This is a genomic window from Acinetobacter sp. TR3, from assembly GCF_027105055.1.
Lineage (GTDB): Bacteria > Pseudomonadota > Gammaproteobacteria > Pseudomonadales > Moraxellaceae > Acinetobacter.
In genome coordinates this window covers 2,975,803-2,999,135 of the sequence record NZ_CP114264.1, presented here as the reverse complement: position 1 = coordinate 2,999,135, position 23,333 = coordinate 2,975,803, and the positions used below count along the sequence as shown (strand labels likewise).

Annotated in this window: 18 protein-coding genes, 4 tRNA genes and 1 pseudogene; 15 read left to right on the top strand and 8 right to left on the bottom strand. The window is 39.8% G+C overall.

Annotated features, from left to right (window positions below; translation table 11 throughout):
* Positions 1 to 14 precede the first annotated feature (14 nt).
* The 7 genes from O1449_RS14395 to O1449_RS14365 form a co-directional block, all read right to left on the bottom strand.
* Positions 15 to 90, bottom strand: a tRNA-Glu gene (locus O1449_RS14395).
* Between the two features lie 37 nt (positions 91 to 127).
* Positions 128 to 203: transfer RNA gene (locus O1449_RS14390), tRNA-Glu, on the bottom strand.
* Between the two features lie 211 nt (positions 204 to 414).
* Complete coding sequence (locus O1449_RS14385) at positions 415 to 1,821, bottom strand: amino acid permease (RefSeq protein ID WP_269229427.1); 1,407 nt, start codon at positions 1,819 to 1,821, stop codon at positions 415 to 417.
* Positions 1,822 to 1,937: 116 nt separating this feature from the next.
* Positions 1,938 to 2,013 (bottom strand) — tRNA-Glu (locus O1449_RS14380).
* A gap of 26 nt (positions 2,014 to 2,039) precedes the next feature.
* Positions 2,040 to 2,115 (bottom strand) — tRNA-Ala (locus tag O1449_RS14375).
* 58 nt (positions 2,116 to 2,173) lie between these two features.
* Entirely contained in the window at positions 2,174 to 3,682 is a 1,509-nt protein-coding gene (gltX, locus tag O1449_RS14370; RefSeq protein ID WP_269238654.1) for a glutamate--tRNA ligase, read from the bottom strand.
* Between the two features lie 105 nt (positions 3,683 to 3,787).
* Positions 3,788 to 4,033, bottom strand: coding sequence for a DUF4179 domain-containing protein (locus O1449_RS14365; RefSeq protein WP_413772447.1), 246 nt, complete (start codon positions 4,031 to 4,033; stop codon positions 3,788 to 3,790).
* A 466-nt stretch (positions 4,034 to 4,499) separates the two neighbouring features.
* Here O1449_RS14365 and O1449_RS14360 point away from each other — a divergent pair, with 466 nt between their 5' ends.
* From O1449_RS14360 to O1449_RS14325, 8 genes and pseudogenes are all read left to right on the top strand, one after another.
* A complete protein-coding gene (locus O1449_RS14360) occupies positions 4,500 to 5,495 on the top strand; it encodes a sulfate ABC transporter substrate-binding protein (RefSeq protein WP_269238653.1) in 996 nt (331 codons plus the stop codon).
* 197 nt (positions 5,496 to 5,692) lie between these two features.
* On the top strand, positions 5,693 to 6,616 hold the full coding sequence (gene rsmH / locus O1449_RS14355) for a 16S rRNA (cytosine(1402)-N(4))-methyltransferase RsmH (protein WP_269238652.1): 924 nt from the start codon (positions 5,693 to 5,695) through the stop codon (positions 6,614 to 6,616).
* Positions 6,616 to 6,954, top strand: coding sequence for a cell division protein FtsL (gene ftsL / locus O1449_RS14350; protein WP_241334606.1), 339 nt, complete (start codon positions 6,616 to 6,618; stop codon positions 6,952 to 6,954). The genes rsmH and ftsL overlap by 1 nt, the downstream gene beginning before the upstream one ends.
* A 10-nt stretch (positions 6,955 to 6,964) precedes the next feature.
* A pseudogene (gene ftsI, locus O1449_RS14345) lies at positions 6,965 to 8,798 on the top strand (penicillin-binding protein PBP3).
* A gap of 3 nt (positions 8,799 to 8,801) precedes the next feature.
* Positions 8,802 to 10,301 (top strand): UDP-N-acetylmuramoyl-L-alanyl-D-glutamate--2,6-diaminopimelate ligase, encoded by a 1,500-nt coding sequence (locus O1449_RS14340; RefSeq protein WP_269238651.1) that lies wholly within the window; start codon positions 8,802 to 8,804, stop codon positions 10,299 to 10,301.
* A 22-nt stretch (positions 10,302 to 10,323) separates the two neighbouring features.
* On the top strand, positions 10,324 to 11,733 hold the full coding sequence (locus O1449_RS14335) for a UDP-N-acetylmuramoyl-tripeptide--D-alanyl-D-alanine ligase (RefSeq protein WP_269238650.1): 1,410 nt from the start codon (positions 10,324 to 10,326) through the stop codon (positions 11,731 to 11,733).
* Complete coding sequence (gene mraY, locus O1449_RS14330) at positions 11,734 to 12,852, top strand: phospho-N-acetylmuramoyl-pentapeptide-transferase (RefSeq protein ID WP_269238649.1); 1,119 nt, start codon at positions 11,734 to 11,736, stop codon at positions 12,850 to 12,852.
* Positions 12,853 to 12,910: 58 nt separating this feature from the next.
* A complete protein-coding gene (locus O1449_RS14325; RefSeq protein ID WP_269238648.1) occupies positions 12,911 to 13,729 on the top strand; it encodes a putative RNA methyltransferase in 819 nt (272 codons plus the stop codon).
* 19 nt (positions 13,730 to 13,748) lie between these two features.
* Here O1449_RS14325 and ponA read toward each other — a convergent pair whose 3' ends face one another.
* The gene (ponA, locus tag O1449_RS14320; protein ID WP_269238647.1) at positions 13,749 to 16,319 is read right to left on the bottom strand and encodes a penicillin-binding protein PBP1a; all 2,571 of its coding nucleotides are present in this window, start codon (positions 16,317 to 16,319) and stop codon (positions 13,749 to 13,751) included.
* Between the two features lie 162 nt (positions 16,320 to 16,481).
* On the opposite strand from ponA, the gene O1449_RS14315 reads away from it, so the two are divergent.
* The 7 genes from O1449_RS14315 (at position 16,482) to aroB (ending at position 23,317) form a co-directional block, all read left to right on the top strand.
* Positions 16,482 to 17,540, top strand: a complete 1,059-nt coding sequence (locus O1449_RS14315) for a pilus assembly protein PilM (RefSeq protein WP_004660139.1) — start codon at positions 16,482 to 16,484, stop codon at positions 17,538 to 17,540.
* Positions 17,540 to 18,181, top strand: a complete 642-nt coding sequence (locus O1449_RS14310; RefSeq protein ID WP_269229435.1) for a PilN domain-containing protein — start codon at positions 17,540 to 17,542, stop codon at positions 18,179 to 18,181. The genes O1449_RS14315 and O1449_RS14310 overlap by 1 nt, the downstream gene beginning before the upstream one ends.
* Complete coding sequence (locus O1449_RS14305; protein WP_269238646.1) at positions 18,178 to 18,921, top strand: type 4a pilus biogenesis protein PilO; 744 nt, start codon at positions 18,178 to 18,180, stop codon at positions 18,919 to 18,921. The genes O1449_RS14310 and O1449_RS14305 overlap by 4 nt, the downstream gene beginning before the upstream one ends.
* Positions 18,921 to 19,448 (top strand): pilus assembly protein PilP, encoded by a 528-nt coding sequence (locus O1449_RS14300; protein WP_241306541.1) that lies wholly within the window; start codon positions 18,921 to 18,923, stop codon positions 19,446 to 19,448. The genes O1449_RS14305 and O1449_RS14300 overlap by 1 nt, the downstream gene beginning before the upstream one ends.
* 61 nt (positions 19,449 to 19,509) lie before the next feature.
* Positions 19,510 to 21,633: a type IV pilus secretin PilQ gene (gene pilQ / locus O1449_RS14295; protein ID WP_420002342.1), complete on the top strand. Its 2,124-nt coding sequence runs from the start codon at positions 19,510 to 19,512 to the stop codon at positions 21,631 to 21,633.
* A gap of 10 nt (positions 21,634 to 21,643) precedes the next feature.
* Positions 21,644 to 22,210 carry a shikimate kinase AroK gene (gene aroK / locus O1449_RS14290; RefSeq protein ID WP_087535970.1) on the top strand — a complete coding sequence of 189 codons (567 nt, stop codon included), beginning with the start codon at positions 21,644 to 21,646 and terminating at the stop codon, positions 22,208 to 22,210.
* A gap of 24 nt (positions 22,211 to 22,234) precedes the next feature.
* Positions 22,235 to 23,317, top strand: a complete 1,083-nt coding sequence (gene aroB, locus O1449_RS14285; protein ID WP_269238645.1) for a 3-dehydroquinate synthase — start codon at positions 22,235 to 22,237, stop codon at positions 23,315 to 23,317.
* The last annotated feature ends 16 nt before the right edge of the window (positions 23,318 to 23,333 follow it).

Sequence of the window (23,333 nt, the reverse complement as noted above, 5' to 3'; positions counted from 1 at the left end):
GGCTTTTTAGAATTTGGCGTCCCTACGGGGATTCGAACCCCGGTTACCGCCGTGAAAGGGCGATGTCCTAGGCCTCTAGACGATAGGGACTTATATGAGGCATACATCTGAAAACAATAATAAATATTGGCGTCCCTACGGGGATTCGAACCCCGGTTACCGCCGTGAAAGGGCGATGTCCTAGGCCTCTAGACGATAGGGACGTTTCAGAGGTGGGCGTATATTAGGGTGAATTGGGTAGGGTGTCAAACACTTTTCCAAAGAAAATCCAAAAAAATCTTGTGAGTGTCTAAAAATAAAACATATCGTAGAATAAATAATCAAAATAAGGAAGTTAAAGTAAAATTGTCAAGTAAGTTAATTTAAGTTAAATAAAAAATGCAGCCTAAGCTGCATTTTTTATTTATTGCCATTTTATTTACGATCACGGTAAAAAACGTAGTAACTTAAATAACAAGCGGCAATAAACAGTAAACATCCAATAAAACCAGCCTGCATTTCAGGATCGTATGCCATGCTGAGACCTGTAATTAAACAGAAAACAAAACCTAAGATGGGAACGATTGGATAAAGTGGTGCAGCAAATTTTAAATCTTTTGCTGAATGTCCAGCCTTGTACCATTGGCGTCTAAAGTTAAACTGACTCCAACAAATACTCATCCACACGATGACCATGGTAAATGCAGCAACACCTAGTAAATTTTTGAAAATTGTCTCTGGGGCAAAATGCTCAGATAGTAATCCGGGAATTGCGCCAAACATGGTTACCACTAGCGCAATGATAGGCGTACCACTCTTAGACAATTTTGAGAATATGCTTGGCAGTTGGCGTTGATCAGATAAAGACCACATCATGCGGGAAGCCGCATAGAGACCTGAGTTTGCAGCGGACAATAAGGCAGTAATAATCACGAAGCGAATAATATCGTCAGCATATGGAATGCCGATGTATTTAAATACAGTTACGAAAGGACTGCTGCTTACCCCATCACCACCTAAGCCAGCTACATGGAATGGAAGTAATGCACTAATAACAACAATCGTACCCACAAAGAAAATTAATAGTCGCCAAATTGCTGCATTAATTGCTTTAGGAACATTTTCAGCTGGATTTTGGGTTTCACCTGCGGCAACACCAATGAGTTCAGTTCCAGAAAAGGCAAAGTTAACAATTAACATCGTGGTGAAAATTGGAAAAAGACCTTGTGGAAACCAACCATGTGCCGTTAAGTTATGAAATAACGGTGCAGATTCAGTGCCTTGGAATGGAATGAAACCAAAAATTGCGCATAAACCTAAAAGGATAAAGGCAATAACGGTAATGACTTTGACTAATGCAAGCCAAAACTCTGATTCAGCAAAAATGCGGGTTGAACTTAAATTTAATCCTAAAATTGTAATCGCAAAAATAATGGTCCAAATCCACATCGAAATATGAGGGAACCATTCTTGCATGAGTAAGGCTGCGGCAGTAAATTCTGTACCAAGCGTTGCGGTCCATGTCAGCCAATACAGCCAAGAAATCATATAACCCGTTCCTGGGCCAATATATTTTTGAGCGTATGCGCCAAAAGATCCAGCCACAGGCATATGTACTGCGAGCTCACCTAAACAGAGCATAACCATATAGGCAATTAAACCACCTAAAAAGTAGGCAATAATTGCGCCGATAGGACCCGTTTGAGCGATGACCTCTCCAGAACCTAAAAATAAACCTGTACCAATTGCACCGCCTAATGAAAGCATAACTAGGTGACGGGTGCTCATTGCACGTTTTAATGTTTTTGATTCAGAGGTAGCATTTGAGTTGGAAGATTGCATACCACAATTTGTCCAAGCGTGGAGAAGCAAGTATTTTATGTAAAATTTTGAAATGTGCAATCTGAATAAATGAATGTTTAGTTGAAAATTATAATTTTAATTATTTTGCATAAATATGGCGTCCCTACGGGGATTCGAACCCCGGTTACCGCCGTGAAAGGGCGATGTCCTAGGCCTCTAGACGATAGGGACTTATTGAGGCAACACAAATTGAAGTTTGGTGGAGCCAAGCAGGATCGAACTGCTGACCTCTACAATGCCATTGTAGCGCTCTACCAACTGAGCTATGACCCCAGTCTGTGTGAGCGCAATATTAGGGCGAATGCGCTCACACGTCAATGATTAAACTGAATTAATTCTCACTATTTGCATCATTTTTCGGCAGTTTGAGTGATTCGTTTAATTTTTCCCAAACTTTGAGTTCTTTCTTGCTTGGTGCACCTACGATTTCTAAGGCATGACGTAAACGTGCAAAAGTCAAATCAGGACCTAGTGTCACCATAGATTGCATCACAGGCGTTGAACTCGTTGAACCCGCAATCGCAATAAAAAATGCTGGCATAAAGTCACGAAGTTTAATTTCCATTTGAGTGGCTAAATCCATCAGCGTTTGGCTGACAGTATCATTATTCCACGTAAACTGACTTTCTAAGCGCCAAATTGCAAATTGTAAGCTTTGACGAACTTGTTCTTCGGTCAATTTTTTGCTTTCAAACTGTTCTTTACTGATTTGTGGCATGTGATTGAAATAGAAACCAGCCCAATTCACAGCTTCTGAAAGTAGATTGATACGAGGTTGAATCGCAGCTGCAATGTCTTCAAGTGTTTGACGGTCGCTTTTCCATGCTAATAGGCGATCTAGAAGTTGTCCTGATGTTAAGCCTTTGATCCATTGACCGTTCAGCCAATTAAGTTTTTCAACATCAAAGATTGGGCCGCCCAATGAAACACGCTGTACATCAAAATTTTCAACCATGTCCTGTAATGTGAATACTTCACGCTCATCAGGCATTGACCAACCCATGCGACCTAAATAATTCAATAATGCTTCTGGTAATACACCGATGTCGCGATAGTAGTTAATAGAAGTTGGGTTCTTACGTTTAGAAAGTTTTGATTTATCTGGGTTACGTAACAATGGCATATGACATAAAGTTGGCATTTCCCAACCAAAATATTGGTAAAGTAACTGATGTTTAGGCGCTGAAGGCAGCCATTCTTCCCCACGTAACACGTGAGTGATTTCCATTAAGTGGTCATCCACGACATTAGCAAGATGATAAGTTGGTAAACCATCCGTTTTTAGCAACACTTGCATGTCAACTTGTGCCCAAGGAATCTCCACTTCACCACGAAGTAAATCATTAATCTTACAAATACCATCTTCAGGTACTTTCATTCGAATGACATGTGGTTCACCCGCAGCAAGGCGTTGTTGTACTTCTTCTTGTGAAAGTTTTAAGCCACGACCATCATATTTTGGCGTTTCACCACGTGCTTGCTGCTCTGCACGCATTTGGTCTAGCTCTTCAGCTGTTGCGAAACAATAGAAAGCATGTCCTTTTTCAACCAAATCTAAGGCATATTGCTTGTAAATTCCCATACGTTCTGACTGACGATAAGGTGCATGTGGGCCACCGACATCTGGGCCTTCTGACCAGTTCAACCCTAACCAACGTAATGAATCTAAAATCATTTTTTCAGATTCAGGAGTTGAACGGAGTTGATCTGTGTCCTCAATGCGTAAAATAAATTCACCGCCGTGCTGTTTAGCAAAACATAAATTAAATAATGCAATATAAGCAGTACCTACATGAGGGAAACCTGTAGGAGAAGGCGCAATACGGGTACGAACTTTCATAAATTATCGAAGCTTAAATTAAAATTGAAACTATTATAACGAAAAAGCCTAGTCACGGCATGACTAGGCTTATTTAAACATGTAGAGCTTTACATATTTAAAAGATTAAGATGTGTGCGGTTGAAAAATAGTCTGAACAAAGCGCGAAAAACGTTCGTGTTGGCTTGCAAAGAACGTTTGTGTTGGCGTTGTACGGATGGTATTCAACATTTTTAATTCGTCATCTGTTGAAGGCAACATGGCCGTATTACGTTTTTGTTGATCAAGTGCTTTCACAATTAATGAAGACGATTTGTCTATCGTTTTAATATTATTGTTTTCTTTAATTGCAGCTGCATGTCCAACTTGAATAGAACACACCAAAAATAAGCTTAAGCATAGTGTTTTTTTAAGTTTTGATGCTTGCACGGTAACATCCCCTTCATGACTTCGAGTCTACAAGACTAACTAAATGACTATAGTATTGCTTTAAGCATACGATTCAAACATAAATTTTAATAAAAAAGCATAACTAAGTCACACTTTTTACAAAAAATAATAAATAAACACACTTTTTTGGGTATTGTAAGCCTGATGGCTAGAATATGTGCAAATCAAATTTAACAAGCAAATGTGTAGAAAAAGTGGAGAATGATAATTTTTCTCAAAATAAAAATAACATGAATAAACATTTAGTATTTTAACTGCAATATATCCTTAATATTACGATATATAAAAAAAAGAATAATTTCTAAATTATTGATATAACTATATGATTGTAAATTATTTTTAAATAAATATAGTGGTCACAAATATACAGAAAATGAGTGAATAATAAATGAAAACAGTGATCGCCGCAGCATTGCTTGCTTTGGGTTTAAATAGCATAGCGCAGGCAGCTACAACGTTTTTAAATGTATCTTATGATCCAACACGAGAGTTTTATCAAGAATATAACCAAGCATTTGGTCAATATTGGAAACAAAGAACAGGTCAAGAAGTCGATTTTAAACAATCGCATGGTGGTTCAGGCAAACAGGCACGATCGGTGATTGATGGCTTACAGGCTGATGTTGTGACATTGGCTTTGGCGAATGATATTGATGAAATTGCCAATGCAGGTCTCATTCGTAAAGATTGGCAAAAACAATTTAAAAATAATTCTGCACCTTATACATCAACGGTAGTATTCCTTGTCCGCAAAGGAAATCCGAAAAATATCCGTGATTGGAATGATCTCACCAAAGAGGGTGTCGAAATTATTACCCCAAATCCGAAAACAGGGGGGGCACCGCGTTGGATTTATTTATCGGCATGGGGCTATGCCTTGAAACAACCCGGTGGTAATGAGACTAAAGCCCGTGATTTAGTGAAAAAATTATACCAAAATGTCAAAGTGCTTGATTCGGGAGCGCGAGGTTCTTTAACTACATTCGCTGAGCGAGGTATAGGCGATGTGTTACTGTCATGGGAAAATGAAGCTTTATTGGCGACCCAAGGTTTAGGTAAAGATAAATACGATATTGTTTATCCATCAATTTCAATTTTGGCTGAGCCTTCAGTTGCGATTGTAGATAAAACCGTGGATAAAGATGGTAATCGCAATTTAGCGCGCGGTTATTTAAATTTTCTTTATTCACCATTAGGACAGGAACTTGCGGCAAAACATTATTTCCGTCCACGCAATCCGCAAGTTGCAGCAAAATATGCAAAACAATTTCCAAAGATCAAACTATTCAGTATTAATGATGTATTTGGTGGATGGACAAAAGCGCAGAAAACCCACTTTGTGAATGGTGCGATTTTTGATCAAATTTATGCAGATAAACAGTAAATAAATTACATATAAAATTTGTGATTGAATATGAGAAAGCAAATACACGGAGTATTTGCTTTTTTGTTGCATAAAAAATGATAAGAAAACGGTTTTATCTATGAAAAGTTAAGAATTCTCTACAAAAAGTCGTTTGGTACTGGGATAAAACAAGGTGATAATGTGCAGTTACATTTTTAGCTATTGATCCTATTGTTATGTCGCATATTTCTGTCTTACTTCATGAAACCGTTGATGGCGTATTGGCAGGTCGCGATACTGGTGTTTTTGTCGATGCAACGTTTGGTCGAGGAGGGCATACTAAGCTCTTACTTTCCAAATTGGATCAAAATGCACGTGTTTACGCCTTTGACAAAGATCCTCAGGCACTTGAAGTTGCCGCGCAATTAGAACAAGAAGATCCGCGGTTTAAAATTATTCATGCCAGTTTTGCCGATATTCAGGCGGAATTAACAAATATTGGTCTTACCGAAGTCGATGGCATTATGGCGGACTTAGGCGTGTCCTCACCGCAACTTGACCAAGCTGAACGTGGGTTTAGCTTTATGCAAGATGGCCCGCTAGACATGCGTATGGATAATTCTCAAGGTTTGACTGCGGCTGAGTGGTTATTAAAAATCGAAGAAGAAAAATTAGCCAATATTATTTTCCAATATGGCGAAGAGCGTTATAGCCGTCGTATTGCCAAAGCGATTAAATTGGCAGGTGAAATTACGACAACTGCTCAACTTGCAGAAATTGTCAAAGTTGCTCATCCGAAATGGGAAAAGCACAAACACCCAGCAACACGTACTTTCCAAGCGATTCGTATTGCAATTAATAAAGAGCTTGATGATATTGAAACATTTTTACCGCAAGCTGTAGAATTGTTGAAAGTACAAGGACAGTTGGCTGTGATTAGCTTCCACTCTTTGGAAGATCGTTTGATTAAACAGTTTATCCAAAAAGAATCAACTTTAGCGGAAGATCATGGTTGGGGGATGCCTCAAGCACAGGTTGATACGCGACGTTTAAAGAAAGTGTCTCGTATTCGTGCGAGTGAAGCAGAAGTAAAAGCAAATCCTCGTTCACGTAGTGCATGGTTGCGTGTGGCAGAGCGTTTAGAGCAAAAAGGTAGATAATGAATAAAAAAAATGATGATGAGGTTTTATCCAGTAGTAAAAAGGGACTGAAAAAAGTTGTGGTGTATGCTGTGCTTCTTGCATTGGTCTTCATTAGTGCGATGATGGTGGTGTTTCAAGTATTTGAATATCGTCATGATTATCGTGATTTGAGTGGGTATATGCGTGAAAAAGATGATTTAAATGCCGAATGGGGGCGTTTATTGATCGAGCAACAAACCTTTGGTGCGACTGCACAGATTGGTTCTCGTGCTGTGACACAGTTACGCATGTTTTCACCGCCTGCTGCACAAACCGTCGTGATTTCTTTACCTATGACTTCAAAGCAAGACAAATAAGGCATGCTGTATGGCAGATAAGCGAAGCAAACCAATACGAAAAAAACAGCAGTCCATTTCTGAAAGACCAACACTTGCTTTGGATATGTGGCGATTTTATTTGCTTTGGGGAACAGTGCTCCTTTGCTTTATTGTCTTGGTCGCGCGCGCCTTTTATGTGCAAGTGGTCAATAAAGATTTTTTGCAGAACAAAGCCAATGCCAATATTTTACGTACCGAACGCTTAGAAGCGATGCGTGGCGTGATTAGTGATCGCCATGGTGTGCCTTTGGCGATTAGTACACCGATTATGAAAATCGTGATTGACCCAAGAGATTATTGGGAGACTAAAAAACAGTATGATGACATTACGGCAGAACTACAAAAAGACCCAACCAACCGTAAACTCAAACGTCAGTTGCCAGATAAGAATCTAAATTTAGATGAATTGGCAGATGCAGTGGGTGTTGATCGTAATGATTTGAAGAAGCAAATGAGTGATCGACCACGTTCACGTTATTTGGTATTGCAAAAGGAAATTCCACCTCAGCAAGCTGACCTCATTACCAAGCGAAACTTTCAAGGGGTTTACGCCGAAAAGACGTATAAGCGTTACTATCCGCAACCGCAGCCGAATGCACAAATTATTGGATTAACCAATAGTGAAGGGGTTGGGGTTGAAGGTTTAGAAATGCAACTGAATAAACAGTTGTCAGGGGTAGATGGTGAACAAAAAATTATTCGGGATAAAAAAGGTAACCGTCTTAAAGTCTCAGAAGTGATTAAAGAAGTCGAGTCAGGTGAAAATGTCACACTCAGTATCGACTCACGTTTGCAATATATTATGTATCGTGAATTGACGGCTGCTGGTGTCGCAAATAATGCTCGTTCGGCAACCGCTATTGCTGTAGATGTAAAAACGGGCGAAATTTTGGCAATGACCAGTTGGCCATCGTATAACCCGAATGATAAAAATGGTTTAGCCAACAAAGATGCAATGCGTAACCGTGGCGCAATTGATATGTTTGAGCCTGGTTCGACCATGAAGCCATTTACCGTTGCGGCTGCCTTAGAAAGTGGCAAATACACACCAAACACAATTGTTAATACGTCACCAGGTTCAATGAAGTTGGGATGGCATACCATTCGTGATACACACAACTATGGTGCATTAACTCTGACAGGTATTATTGTTAAATCATCTAACGTGGGTTCAGCAAAACTCGCATTGTCACTACCAAAGGATGCAGTACCTTCATTCTTCCGTCGTGTTGGTTTTGGGCATCGTTCTGATGTGAAATTCCCGGGTGAGAGCGCTGGTCTGTTGTATTCGGGTGATAAGTTAAACCCATCTCAGTTGGGTACGATGGCATATGGTTATGGTTTAAACGCAACCATTCTCCAAGTTGCACAAGGTTATGCGATGCTCGCAAACCATGGTGTGGAGATGCCATTAAGTCTAAGAAAATTAGATCAAGCACCTCAAGGTAAGCAAGTACTTGATCCTAAGATTGCAGATCAAGTGTTATTGATGCTTGAGCAGGTTACTATGCCTGGTGGTACAGCTACGCAGGCCAATATTCCTGGTTATCGTGTTGGTGGTAAAACAGGTACAGCACATAAATTACGAGCTGACCGTAAAGGTTATTCGAGTAATGAATATCGTGCTTTATTTGCTGGGGTTGCTCCAGTGAGTGATCCTCGTCTGGCGATGATTATCGTCGTTGAAAATCCTCAAGGCCGTTATTATGGTGGTCTCGTTGCAGCGCCCGTTTTTGCGAGAATTATGCAAGAATCGCTACGATTACTGAATGTACCTTTAGATAAACCACTTGATACCTCTATAAAATCCAATCCGTAGGTAGATTATGTCGATTAGTTTTCAGCAGATATATCCGATTCGTATCGATGCGGCTTGGTTCACTCAGCCTTTTCAAGGCTTTTGTCTAGACAGCCGTAAGATTGAAGTTGGACAAATTTTTATTGCTTTAAGTAGTTATAGCCAACCTGAAAAAACCCGTCAATTTGCACAAAATGCGCTGAATGCAGGGGCATTGGCGGTTATTAGTGAAACAAGTTTAGGGCTTGCGAACGAGTGGGTTTGCCCTGAAGTGCGTTTTCTTATGGGTGAATGGCAGCAGCAATATTTACAAGCGGTCGATCCTGTACAGCCATTACGAGGAATTGCAGTCACTGGCACCAATGGTAAAACCACCATTTCACGTCTGATTGCAGAACTGATAAGTTCACAAGCGAAAGGCTGTGCAGTGATGGGGACAACAGGCAATGGTATCTTGCCAAACTTGACCCCCTCAACCCACACCACTTTAGATGCGCTGCAATTACAGCAGGCATTGCATGATTACGCTAAACAAGGGGCTAATTTTGTTGCACTTGAGGCGAGTTCCCATGGTCTGGAACAAGGTCGTCTGAATGGTTGCGATCTTGAAATTGCAGTTTATAGTAATTTAAGTCGTGATCATTTAGATTATCACGGTACTTTAGAGGCTTATGCAGAAGCTAAGGCGCTATTATTTAAATTTACCACTTTAAAAGTCGTTGTAATTAACATCGACGATGCACATGCAAACGTGATGCTAGCTGCTGCAAAACAGAATCCATCAAAACCGAAAGTTTTGACTTATTCTTTGACTCAAACTTCTGCGGATTATCATATTGATCATTTGCAATATCGCTTGAGTGGTGCAAGTTTTACATTGATTAGTCCAATAGGTACTTTTGCTGTGCAAAGCCCATTGCTTGGGCATTTTAATGTAGAAAATTTATTAGCAAGCTTGATTGCAGCAGAATATGCTGGTTTTTCGCTTGCTGATTTAGTGCAGTTCGTTCCGCAACTTAAGGGTGCCCCAGGGCGCATGCAAGTGATTCAAGATACGGATCGTCTATTTGTCGTTGATTATGCACATACACCTGATGCATTGATTCAGGTGTTAACCACGTTGAAACGTCATGTCACTGGACAATTATGGGCGGTATTTGGCTGCGGTGGTGATCGCGATCGCGGTAAGCGTCCTTTAATGACTCAGGCTGCGCTTGATCATGCTAATCCTGTAGTTCTCACCTCGGATAATCCACGAACTGAAAACCCTGAACAGATTTTTGCTGATATGAAGCAGGGAATTGATTTTACAGAACACAGCGTACATGAAATTCATGATCGCCGCGAAGCGATTAAATTTGTGGTCGCTCAAGCTCAAGCTGGAGATATTGTCGTGATTGCTGGCAAAGGTCATGAAAACTATCAGGAAGTAGATGGAGTTCGTCACTGGTTTGATGATGTGGTCGAGGTGCAGTCTGCAATTAATGCTCAGCCGCATCCTGTAGATTCAGCTTATCCTGCACACTAAGGTTAAAAGGTAAATAAAGCGTATGCATACTTCAACAACCAGCACCGTTCCACTAGAACCTTGGACAGCAGAGCAATTACAACAAGCGACTCAAGGTGAATGGCATAATCATAAGATTCCACAAAGCGAAATTAAACGTATTTTGACTGACTCTCGTCATGCTGAAGCTGGAGATGTTTTTCTTGCTTTAAAAGGTGAGCGCTTTGATGCTCATAACTTTATCGCTCAAGTGGCGACGCAAGGGTGTGAGATTGCAATTGTAGAGCGCCCAATTGATGCAGATATTGCACAACTCGTCGTCAAAGATACGCGTTTGGCTTTAGGTCATTTAGGTACTTATCGTCGCCGACAAAATCTACAGTTGAAAGTGATTGCTTTAACAGGCAGTAGTGGTAAAACCACCACGAAAGAAATGTTGGGTAGTATTTTATCCCGTTTAGCACCAACGCTGATTACGCGTGGTAACCTGAATAATGATTTGGGTGCCCCGATGATGTTACTTGAGTTACGTTCAGAGCATCAATATGCTGTGATGGAGTTGGGTGCGAGTCATCAAGGTGAAATTGACTATACTTCTCATCTGGTTCAACCGCATGTGGCTGGAATTTTGAATATTGGTACGGCACATTTAGGTGAATTTGGTGGACGTGAAGGAATTTGTCGTGCCAAGTCAGAGATTTATGCACATATTTTGCCTGACGGAATATCGATTGTTCCCGCTGATGATGACTTTACAGCGACTATTCGTGAAAATGCTCAAGCTCATTCAATGTTGAGTTTTGGTGATGGTGGCGATGTATTTGCGACAGAGGTTGAATTACATCCTCAATCAGCAAAATTCAATTTACATACTCCACAGGGCATCCGGTCAGTAGATATTCCATTTGCAGGTGCACATAACGTACAAAATGCAACTGCTGCAACAGCATTTGCCTTGGCAATTGGGATTGCGCTTGATGATATTGTACAAGGCTTAGAACAAGCACAGGGTGCCAAAGGGCGTCTGAATTTTATTCAACACCAAAATCACTTATTCATTGATGATACTTATAATGCCAATCCAACTTCAATGCGTGCAGCAGCAGAAGTTCTTGCTCAACAAACGGGCATTAAAGTGATGGTAATCGGGGATATTGGTGAGCTTGGAAGTACAGCAGCGCAACAACATTATTTGTTGGGTCGAGATTTGGTTTCGATGCAAGGTATTCATTTTGTAGTTGCAGTGGGTGAATTCTCACCTGCCACTCAAGAAGGTGCAAGAAGCACACAATACGGTAAAAAATTACAAGCTTTTCTGAATCAGGGGCAAGCTTTGTCATTTTTAATGAGTTTAGTAGAGACACATCAACCCCAGCACATGAGTTTCCTATTTAAAGGTTCTCGCTATACCCACATGGAAACGTTGATGGCTGACTTGATGGAGAAGATTTAAATGTTGTTATGGTTATTTGAACAATTGGCAGGCTATAACAGCTCTTTCCAAGTGGTTCGTTATTTAACATTACGCTCTTTATTGAGCGTATTGACTGCTTTGACCATTGGCTTGGCTTTAGGGCCTGTGATGATCCGTAAATTACAAGCCTTAAAATATGGTCAGGCAGTAAGCTCATTTGCTCCTGAAAATCATGCGAAGAAGATGGGAACACCAACGATGGGCGGGATCTTAATTCTGCTCTCAATCGGTATTAGTACTTTATTGTGGGCTGATTTATCAAACCCTTATGTTTGGATTGTATTGGGTGTTATGGTGGTCTTTGGTGCTGTTGGTTGGGCTGATGACTGGATTAAAGTTCGTTATAAAGATAATGCTGGTTTGCTTGCACGTAAAAAATTCTTTTGGACTTCTGTGGCATCATTAGGTGCTGGTATTGCTTTATATCTAATTGCAAAACAACAAGATAATCCAATAAATACTGCAAATATGCTAGATTTGCTGATTCCCTTCTTTAAGAATCTCTCTATTCCACTTTCAGCGGTGCCATTTGGTCTAGCATTTATTGTTTTTACTTATTTGGTGATTAATGGGGCATCAAATGCAGTCAATCTGACGGATGGATTGGATGGATTGGCAATTATGCCAATTGTCATGGTTGCAGCAGGTTTGGGCGTATTTGCTTATTTATCAGGTGATATTCGGTTTGCCAATTATTTGCATATTTCCTATGTGAAATATACCTCTGAATTGGTTGTGGTGTGTTCCGCCATGGTTGGCGCGGGTCTAGCATTCCTTTGGTATAATGCCCATCCTGCCCAAGTATTCATGGGCGATGTTGGTGCTTTGGCACTTGGTGCGATGCTAGGTACAATTGCTGTGATGGTACGCCAAGAAATCGTATTTGCGATTATGGGTGGTGTCTTTGTGATGGAAGCCGTTTCTGTATTTTTACAAATTGGTTCATTGCGCATGCGGAATAAACGTGTGTTCTTGATGGCACCTTTACACCATCATTATGAAAAACAAGGTTGGAAGGAAACACAGGTTGTTATTCGTTTTTGGATTATTACCATTTTCCTTGTTGTGTTAGGCTTAATGACCTTAAAGTTGCGTTAAACCATGATTCAAAAAGAAGCTGGTGATCACCAGCTTTTTTTATGTTTGGAGAAAATAGATGAATTTATTGATGTGTCCTGTTTGTCGCCAATCATTGAGTTTGGTTGAGCGTTCTTGGCGTTGTGAAAAAGGTCATCATTATGATGTCGCCAAACAAGGTTATGTCAATCTGCATGTGGTACAGCATAAGCATAGTAAGACACCAGGGGATACTGCAGAGTCGGTATTGGCCCGTCGTGAATTTTTGCAAACAGGTGCTTATCAGCCGTTACAGCAGGCGATTGTTGAACTGTTGCAGCGGCTCAAGCCGAAAACTATTTTAGATATTGGTTGTGGTGAAGGTTATTACACCAGTGCGATGCAAGCGCATACTCAACACTGTATAGGTGTGGATATTGCTAAAACTGCTGTACAACGAGCCGCAAAACTCAACTCCAAAGTCACTTGGATTGTTGGGACGGGTGCAACATTGCCTGTACAGGATCATTCAATCGATGTATGTACTAGTTTATTTAGCCCAATTCCACAAGAAGAGATCAGACGTGTTCTTCAAGAGAATGGTCATTTGATTGTGGTGACACCTGCACCTCGACATCTCTATAGGTTGCGTGAAGCTTTATTTGAGCAAGTAAATTTACACGAACCAGAAAAATTTGTAGAACAGCTAGATGATCAATTTGAGTTGCAGCAACAACAGCTTGTAGAGAGTGCAATCGAGTTGGATCAACAAGCGCTAAAAAATTTGATTGCTATGACACCTTATGCTTATAAAGCGAATCCTGAACGAAGAATGATTTTAGAACAAGAACAGCATTTCTTAGTGACAGCCGCTTTTCAAATTTATGTATTCCAGAAAAGAAAGAAGCCATCAAATTGATGGCTTCTTTTGAATTTATTTATTGAATATTATTAATTAAATTTTCAATACCATCATGTTCTTTTTGAGGTGATGCTGTTCCCATCGCTGGTGGCTGTTTTTTCGCTGGAACAATAATTTGCTCTTCATCAGATAGCGCTGTATCTGGTAAATCTGAAAAGTCAGTTTGCGCGGAGCGAGTTGGTGCAACAGGAGCAGGGCGATAAAGTGGGCGTGCCAACGGTGGGGAAGCACGATATTCTTTTTGCCCTTCATTTTTCTCCAGTTGTAATTTGTCGAATGAAATTGGATCTTTCGCGTCTTTATCGAAATGTACCCAAGCCGATGGCGTATCTTTAAGTGAGTTCGCCATGAAATTTGTCCAAATTGGTAAAGCAGCAACTCCGCCGTATTCACGTCGACCGAGTGTGCGTGGTTGATCGAAACCAACCCAAGCGATTGCAACTAACTTGCCATTAAAACCTGCAAACCATGCATCTTTTGCATCATTGGTTGTTCCAGTTTTCCCACCTAAATCGTCACGACCGATTTTCAGTGCTGCTCGTCCCGTACCATGCTGAATCACATCACGTAAAATGTTAGCCATATCATAAGCTGAGCTAGATTTTAAAATGCGTTGAGCTTGGCGATAATTACTATTCGTCGATGCGGCTGTTTGAGAGTTAGACGCAACAGTTTCAGATGTGGCAGATACATCATCTAAAGTTTGATTGGTGATTTCATTTACAGCATCTTGCTCTTGAATAGCATCGGCTGTTGTATAGGCATTTGGATCACTAATACAAGGGATACAAGCATATTCTGGATTTGCTTCATAAATTACTTTGCCTGATGCATCTTCTATTCGTTTAATAAAATGGGGCTGAATGCGATAACCGCCATTTGCAAAAGTGGCATAGCCTGTAGCCATTTGCACAGGGAGTACTTGAGGTGTTCCTAATGCGATTGTGTAGTTACGAGGAATTTGATCTTCTTGTAACCCAAAATCCATAAATAGTTGGCGTGTGCGTTCAATTCCCACAGTTTGTAATAAACGGACAGAAACCGTATTCCTTGACAAATATAATGCACGACGTAGAGGAATCATGCCTAAGTAACGTCCATCGGAGTTTTTTGGAGACCATTTACCAATACTGATGGGGCTATCGTTCACCATGCTATAAGGTGTCATACCACGTTCAAGTGCCAATGCATAAACAAATGGTTTAATAGTTGAACCTGGTTGTCTCCACCCTTGTAACGCACGGTTAAACTTAGATTGATAAAAACTATAGCCACCAACAACAGCTTCTATGGAGCCATCATTTGGATTCAAGGCAATCAATTGACCCTGAACTTTAGGAACTTGTACTAAAGACCAAACGGTTTTGTTTTCATTTGGACGTAATCGAATAATATCTTTCACTTTAACGATTTGTGAAGCATTGGACATCGCGCCGCCTACACTGTTCGCATTCCGATAAGGGCGAACCCATGACATTCCTGCCCAATTTACGGTAACTGTTGAGCCATCTTGCATCAAAGCATCAAAAGAATTGTTATTCACTTTTATGACTTGTGCTGGATAGGTATTTGCATATGGGACAAACTGGTTAAGAGGTTTGTCATGTGCTTCTGGTCCACGCCAACCATGGCGGCGATCGTATGCTTCTAAACCGTCTTGAATTGATTGTTCAGCGTAACGTTGGCGATTACTATCAATCGTCGTATATACCTTATATCCTGAATCAATCGCCTGCTCGCCAAAGTTCTCAACCAATTCTGAACGAACCATTTCGCCAACATAAGGGAAAACATTACTGACAGAGCGATCAATCATATTGAGGTTGATTGGCTCAGCAACAGCTTTTTGATATTGACTCTGATTAATATAGCCAAGTTGTAGCATACGCCCTAAAATCCAATTCCTGCGTTCAAGCGCGCGTTCTGGATTTACGACGGGATTGTATTTTGATGGTGCTTTCGGTAATCCTGCAATCATTGCCATTTGTGCAATGGTGAGCTGATTAATATTTTTGTTGTAATAGATTTGTGCAGCTGCAGCAATTCCGTAAGCATTTTTGCCTAAGAAGATCTTATTGACGTATGAGCTTAGAATTTCTTGTTTGGTGAGATTTTGCTCAATTTTGCGAGCAAGAAAAACTTCAGTTAGTTTGCGTTTTAGCGTTCGTTCTGGACTCAAATAATAATTTTTTGCCACCTGCATGGTAATGGTTGAACCACCAGTTTGTACATCTGACCCTGTAATAGATTCTGTTAGTGCTCGCCCCAAGCCCTTAAAACTAATCCCATTATGCTCAAAAAAGGACGAATCTTCCGCTGCTAGAAATGCATGAATAAATGCTGGTGGAATCTGCTCATATTTCACCGGAATTGAAAGTTTGCCGCCATACTCTGCAATTAACTTATTATCTGCCGTATAAACTTGCAATGGTTTTAGTAAAGGTGCCTTTTTTAATGAACTCATATCAGGCAAAGAGGGTGCTAGATAGAGATACATGCCATAAAATCCCATTGGAAGTGAGACTAATATAATAATAAGCATCAAAAAAAATGGACGAACAATACCAGAACTGGATAGCTTTTTCATAATAAGTAAGTTTTAATAAGAGCGAATGGCAAACTAATTATGGTCAGTATATCCTTTAGCCTTACGGATTGTTAGATGAGATATTGTATCCGTATCAATTAAAGACCAAAACGAATTAGTGAGTTGTATTTTTGGGGATAAAAAAATAAATAGGAATGTACTGTGCTCAGGTTATATCGTAAACCAAATAAGGGGTTAGTAGGGGTCGACATTAGTTCGACAACTGTTAAGTTATTGGAGCTCTCTGTAAAGAACGGTAGATATTGGGTTGAAAGCTATGCTGTGATGCCACTGCCTGAAAACAGTGTCGTAGAAAAAAGCATTCTCAATCCAGAAGCCGTTGGTGACGCGCTTGAAAGAGTCGTTAACCTTGCGAATCCGCGTACGACGAATGTGGCTATAGCTGTACCAACTTCAATGGTGATTAATAAAATCATTGAAATGGATGCAGATATGACAGCCGATGAACGAGAAGTTCAAATTCGTATGGATGCTGAGCAATATATTCCGTTCCCATTAGATGAAGTAAGTCTAGATTTTGAAGTCTTATCTGACAAATTAGCAAACCCAAATCGTGTAAATGTATTATTAGTGGCAACGCGTACAGAAAATGTTGACACACGTGTAGAAGTTCTTGAGCTGGCTAATTTATCTGCAAAAATTGCTGATGTTGAAAGTTATGCCATGGAACGTGCTTTCAGTGTATTCGCAGATACTTTGCCAATGGGTGCAAACACAGTTGGTATTTTAGATATTGGTCATACTATGACCACCTTATCTGTCATGCAGAAAGGTAAAATTATCTATACACGTGAACAGGTGTTTGGTGGTCGACAGCTAACCCAAGATGTTCAGAGCCGTTACGGTTTGTCTTTTGAAGAGGCTGGGCGTGCGAAAAAAGAAAGAACACTGCCTGACGACTATGATACTGAAGTGCTCGAACCCTTTTTAGATGCTGTAGTTCAACAAGCGGCTCGTTCCCTTCAGTTTTTCTTTTCATCATCACAATTCAATGAGATTGATCATATTTTATTGGCAGGTGGTAATGCCAATATTCCTGGTTTAGCCAAGTTGTTACAACAAAAACTAGGTTATCGCGTCACCATTGCCAATCCATTCTTACAAATGGGCTTTTCTCCGCAGATTGATATTAAAAAAATTGAAAATGATGCTTCCTCATTGATGGTTGCATGTGGTTTAGCATTGAGGAGTTTTGATTAATGGCAAAGATTAACTTACTCCCTTGGCGTGATGAGCTAAGAGAACAAAAAAAGAAACAGTTCGTTGCATTTTGTGCTGGGGTAGCAGCATTAGGCGTAGTATCAGTTTTCTCTGGGTGGATGTACTTTGATCATAAGTTGAATGATCAAGAGCAGGCAAATCAGCTAATTGTAAGTACTAACCAGAATTTAGATACTCAACTTAAGTCATTAGATGGTTTGCAAGAACGACGTAATGCAATCATTGAGCGTATGAAACTAATTCAAGGATTGCAGGGGCAGCGTCCAATTACAGTACGTTTAGTTGATGAGCTAGTACGAGTAACACCACCTACAATGTATTTGACAAAATTTACCCGTACAGGTGATAAATTTACCATTGAGGGTAAGGCAGAAAGCCCAAATACCGTTGCTGAGCTTTTAAGAAATCTAGAAGCTTCACCTTGGTATCGTAACGCGTTTATGAATTCTTTTTTAGCGGCAGATGATAAAAAAGATAAAACAGCAAGCTCTTTAGTTCCTCGAGTTGAAGAAAACTATGGAAGTTTTGTGGTAACTGTTGATTTGGGAGAAATAGGCACAACAGCTGAGGCTGACCCAACTTTAGAAGCAGTTGCATCAGGATCAGGGGTAGTGAAATGAGCCAAGAAGATTTAAACGAATTTGATCAAGAGATTGTTGCTTCGAAAAAGAAAAAAATGACATTAGAGCAATTTTTTCAACAATTCAATACATTGGATATGAATAATTATGGAGGGTGGCCACTTTCTGTAAAAATTACCTGTTGGATTTTTGTTTTTTTGGCAGTGCTCGCTCTAGGGTATTTTGTCGTAATTAGAGGTCAACTTGATGGTATTGCAAATGCTCAAGCACAAGAGCAAAGTTTGTTAAATGAGTTTAGGGAAAAAGACTCTAAATTACGTAATTTGCAACAATATCAAGCCCAATTACAAGAAATGGAGGCGAATTTTAATCAGCAACTTGAACAATTGCCGAAAGAAACTGAAATTCCAAGTTTAGTTGAGGATATTAATTTAACTGGTGTGAACTCTGGATTAAAGTTTAAAAATATCCGCTTAGAAAATGAAGTAAAGCAAGAGTTTTTTATTGAACAGCCAATTAGTATTGAAGCAACTGGTGATTATCATGCGTTTGGTGCTTTTGTAACAGGGATTGCTGCGTTACCTAGGATTGTGACATTGCATGATTTTATCGTTGAGGCGCAGCAAGATTCTCAGAAAAAATCAGATATCCCTGTGATTAATTACTCAATTAAAGCAAAAACATATCGTTATATTAGTCCTGAAGAGCAAGTTGAGAAAGAATCTATGACTCAACCAGCTACAACGACAACTCCATCAGTTCAAGGAGGTCAGCACTAATGACTAGTTATAAATTATTGTGCGGTCTATTGATTAGTCTCGTTTTAGTTGGATGTGATTCTCGTATAGATGCTGTAAATCAACAGATGGCTGATATTCGTAATCAACAACCGTTACCTATCGAACCTGCTCCTGTATTTGCTCCAGTACCATTATTTAATTACGCATCGCACCAGTTGAAAAGTCCGTTTATGCCAAGTTCATTAGCTGCTGAATTAAAAATTATGGCTGGTAAGCGTGTTTATCCTAACCTTAACCGGCAGTCACAACCTTTAGAGAGTTATGCTCTTGAGGCCTTGAATATGAAAGGTAGTATGCGTGGTAAGCAAAATGACACGATCGCCTTGATTCAAACACCAGATGGTCAGATTGAGCGTGTACAGGTTGGTAGTTATTTGGGTATGAACCAAGGGCGTATTGTAAAAATTAGCCCAACACAAATTGATTTAGTTGAAATTGTGCCAGATGGGCGAGAAGGTTATGTTGAGAGACCGCGTACGCTCGTTTTAATTGGTCCGGTATCGTGAGATTAAGGGAATAACAATGAAAAAGCAGTTAAAAAGTTCTTTATTTGGGGAAGTCAAGACCATGAATCATGCATTCCGTCAATTTTCAATGGGTGTAGTGGCTATTGCAATTATGCAAGCTGCATCTGCACAAGTGAGTATGACGAATATTGTTCCAATGAGTTTGGCTGATCAAGGTACAGAAATTCGTATCATGTTTAACGGTTTGCCTCCACAGCCACAGGCGTATCAACTAGAACAACCTTCTCGATTGATTTTAGATTTTGATAAAACGCAACAAAATTTGAAACAGGCATCAATACCAGTTTCAACTAATGAAGCATCAACAATTGATGTTGCAGCTGATGATCAGCGTTCACGTCTGGTTGTTAATTTAAAGGAAGCAGGAGCTTTTACGACACGCGTTGAAGGGAATACGTTTATTCTTAAAATAAATGCAGTTCAACCAGTAAATGCTGCTCGTAATGCTACGGTTGTCAGAAAACCACAGCAAGGTGTATCAAATATTGGTTTCCAGCGCGGTGCTCAAGGTGAAGGATTAGTTGTTGTTGATCTATTGGGTAGTAACACTCCCGTAGATGTGCAGCAACAGGGAAGTAAAATTGTTATTAGAACGATGGGAAATAAAATTCCAACGCATTTAGCTCGTCGTTTAAATACCAACGATTTTGCTACACCTGTCGCAAGTGTAGATGCTTATAATGATAAAGGGAATGGTGTTATCACCATTCAGTCTGCTGGTAGTTATGAGTATATGGCTTACCAAGCGGAAAATAAATTAACGATTAGTCTGAAGCGTCCAGAAGATAAGTCTTCTCCGAAAGCTAAAGCCCAGGTCTATACTGGGAATAAAATTTCATTAGATTTTCAAGATATTGAGGTGCGTCGAGTTCTGCAGCTGTTGGCTGATTTTACCAGTATAAATATGGTTGCAGCTGATACTGTACAAGGGAACATTACTTTACGCCTTAAGGATGTACCATGGGATCAAGCTTTAGATATTGTGCTTAAAACAAAGAATTTAGATAAACGCCGAAATGGAAACGTAATCTGGATTGCACCAGTTTCTGAACTAATTAAGTCAGAAGAAGAGGAAGCTAAAGCAATCGCACAAAGCATTAAACTGGCTCCAATTCAAACAGAATATATTAAACTAAGTTATGCAAAAGCTGCGGATATTTTAAAACTTATAGAGGACTCTCGCGATAATAAAGCGGCGAGTTCAAACCGAACAACTAATTCAGATTCTTTAGCTTTAGAAAGCTTATTGAGCTCACGCGGGAGTGCTGTCGCAGATACACGTACAAATACTTTAATTGTTAATGATGCTGCCGTAAATATAGATAAAATTCGTAAATTAATTGATTTATTAGATGTTTCAGTAAAACAGGTTATGATTGAAGCACGAATTGTGAGTGCGAGTACTGATTTTACAAAAGAAATGGGTGTTAAGTGGGGTATTTTATCTCAGGGCATTACTAGCAATAACGATTTATTAGTTGGTGGTAGTGATACTACTTTATGGAACTTAAGAAAGCCTACTAAAGATAGTGACACTGGTGGTTGGAAATATGAGATCGAACGCCCGGATAACTTGAATGTAGATTTGGGGGCTGTAACACCTGGTGCAAGCCGGATTGCATTCGGTTTGATTAGTTTATCTGATTTTATGTTGGATTTGGAGTTGTCAGCAGTTCAAGCTGATGGCTATGGTGAAGTGATATCTACGCCAAAAGTTATGACAGCTGATAAGCAGTCAGCTAAAATTTCATCTGGTAAACGTATCCCTTATGCAACATCTAGTGGGAATGATGGACCAAAAACTGAATTTGTTGATGCGGTATTGAGTTTAGATGTAACACCTAGTATTACCCCAGAAGGTAAAGTTATGTTGAAGCTGAATATTACTAAAGACTCGCAGAGTAACCCTACTCCAACAGGTCAATTGACCATTAATAAAAATGAAATAAATACTAATGTATTGGTCGATAATGGTGAAACGGTTGTGTTAGGTGGTATTTTTGAACAAGAAAATATTAACTCGCAAACTAAAGTCCCTTTTTTAGGCGATTTACCTTATTTGGGTAAGTTTTTCCGAAATGATAGAAAGACTGATACGAAACGCGAATTACTTATTTTTGTGACACCAAGAATTGTTAATGACACTTTGACGAGAAATCATTAATATATTTTGAATAATTGCAATTAATATAGGTGGCGCGTTGCAAGGCAAAGCGTTTGAAACCCTACCAAATATTTATTTGGTAGGGCCAATGGGGGCAGGGAAAACAACAGTTGGTCGACATTTAGCAGAGTTGTTGGGGCGTGAATTCATTGATAGTGATCATGAAATTGAGCGTAAAACAGGTGCTACAATCCCTTGGATTTTTGAAAAAGAGGGTGAATCTGGTTTTCGAGCACGTGAAACTAATGTGTTAAATGACCTAACTGCACGTTCTGCTCTTGTTTTGGCGACTGGTGGTGGTGCGGTAACACAATCGGAAAATCGAAAATTTTTAAAACAGCGAGGCATCGTTGTTTATCTATATACTCCTGTAGAGCTTCAGCTACAGCGAACTCATCGCGATAAGAATCGTCCATTGTTGCAAGTAGAAAACCCAGAAAAGAAATTAAGAGATTTGTTAACTGTGCGAGATCCACTTTATCGTGAGGTTGCACATTTTATTGTTGAAACAAATCAGGGTGCAGCGCGAGATTTAGCGCAAAAAATTCTACAGCTTATTTTATCTAAACAAATTTAGTCATTTTCTTGTTGGTCTAATTTTATGCAAACACTACATGTTGAATTAGGTGATCGTCGCTATCCTATTTTTATTGGAAGTAATTTAAATCCCAGAGATTTGCTAGCGCCATATATTCATGGTCGACAAGTGATGTTGGTTTCCAATACAACAGTCGCACCATTATATTTGCAACATTATATTGAAGGATTACGCCAGTTAGATAAACAGATTGCACAATGTATTTTACCCGACGGTGAGCAATTTAAAGACATTCAGCATTTGAATTTAATTTTTGATGCGCTTTTGGAATCAGGTTTTAATCGTGATTGCACAGTGCTTGCATTAGGTGGTGGTGTCATTGGTGATATGGCTGGTTTTGCATCAGCTTGTTTCCAGCGCGGAGTGAATTTTATTCAAGTACCAACTACATTATTATCTCAAGTTGATTCAAGTGTGGGTGGGAAGACAGGAATCAATCATCCTTTAGGTAAAAACATGTTGGGTGCGTTTCAGCAACCTCAAATTGTATTAGCGGATATGGCGCAGCTTGATACTTTACCAGATCGTGAACTTTCTGCTGGTTTGGCTGAAGTGGTTAAATATGCATTACTAGGCGATGTGGATTTTCTAGTATGGTTAGAGCAGAACATGGATGCGCTTGTTGCACGTGATGCGAATTTACTCGCAGAAGCAGTCTATCGCTCATGCGCACATAAAGCTAGAATTGTGGCTAATGATGAAAAAGAGCAGGGTGAGCGTGCACTTCTAAATTTAGGGCATACTTTTGGGCATGCAATCGAATCCTATCTAGGTTATGGGGTGTGGTTACATGGTGAAGCGGTTGCAACAGGTATGGTCATGGCGGCAGATTTGTCACATCGTCTAGGTTGGATATCTGCTGAAGATGTTGAGCGTACAAAAAGAATTATTCTACGTGCCCATTTACCGATATCATGTCCACAAATTCCACTCGACGAATTTTTGGCTTATATGTCACATGATAAAAAAGTGCTCAATGGCAAATTGCGCTTGGTTTTACTTAAAAAGTTAGGTCAAGCCATCATTACCAAAGATTTTGATGTAGATTTAATGAAGCAAACGATTCTTGTGAACCAATCTTCATAATCAATATATTGAGAAA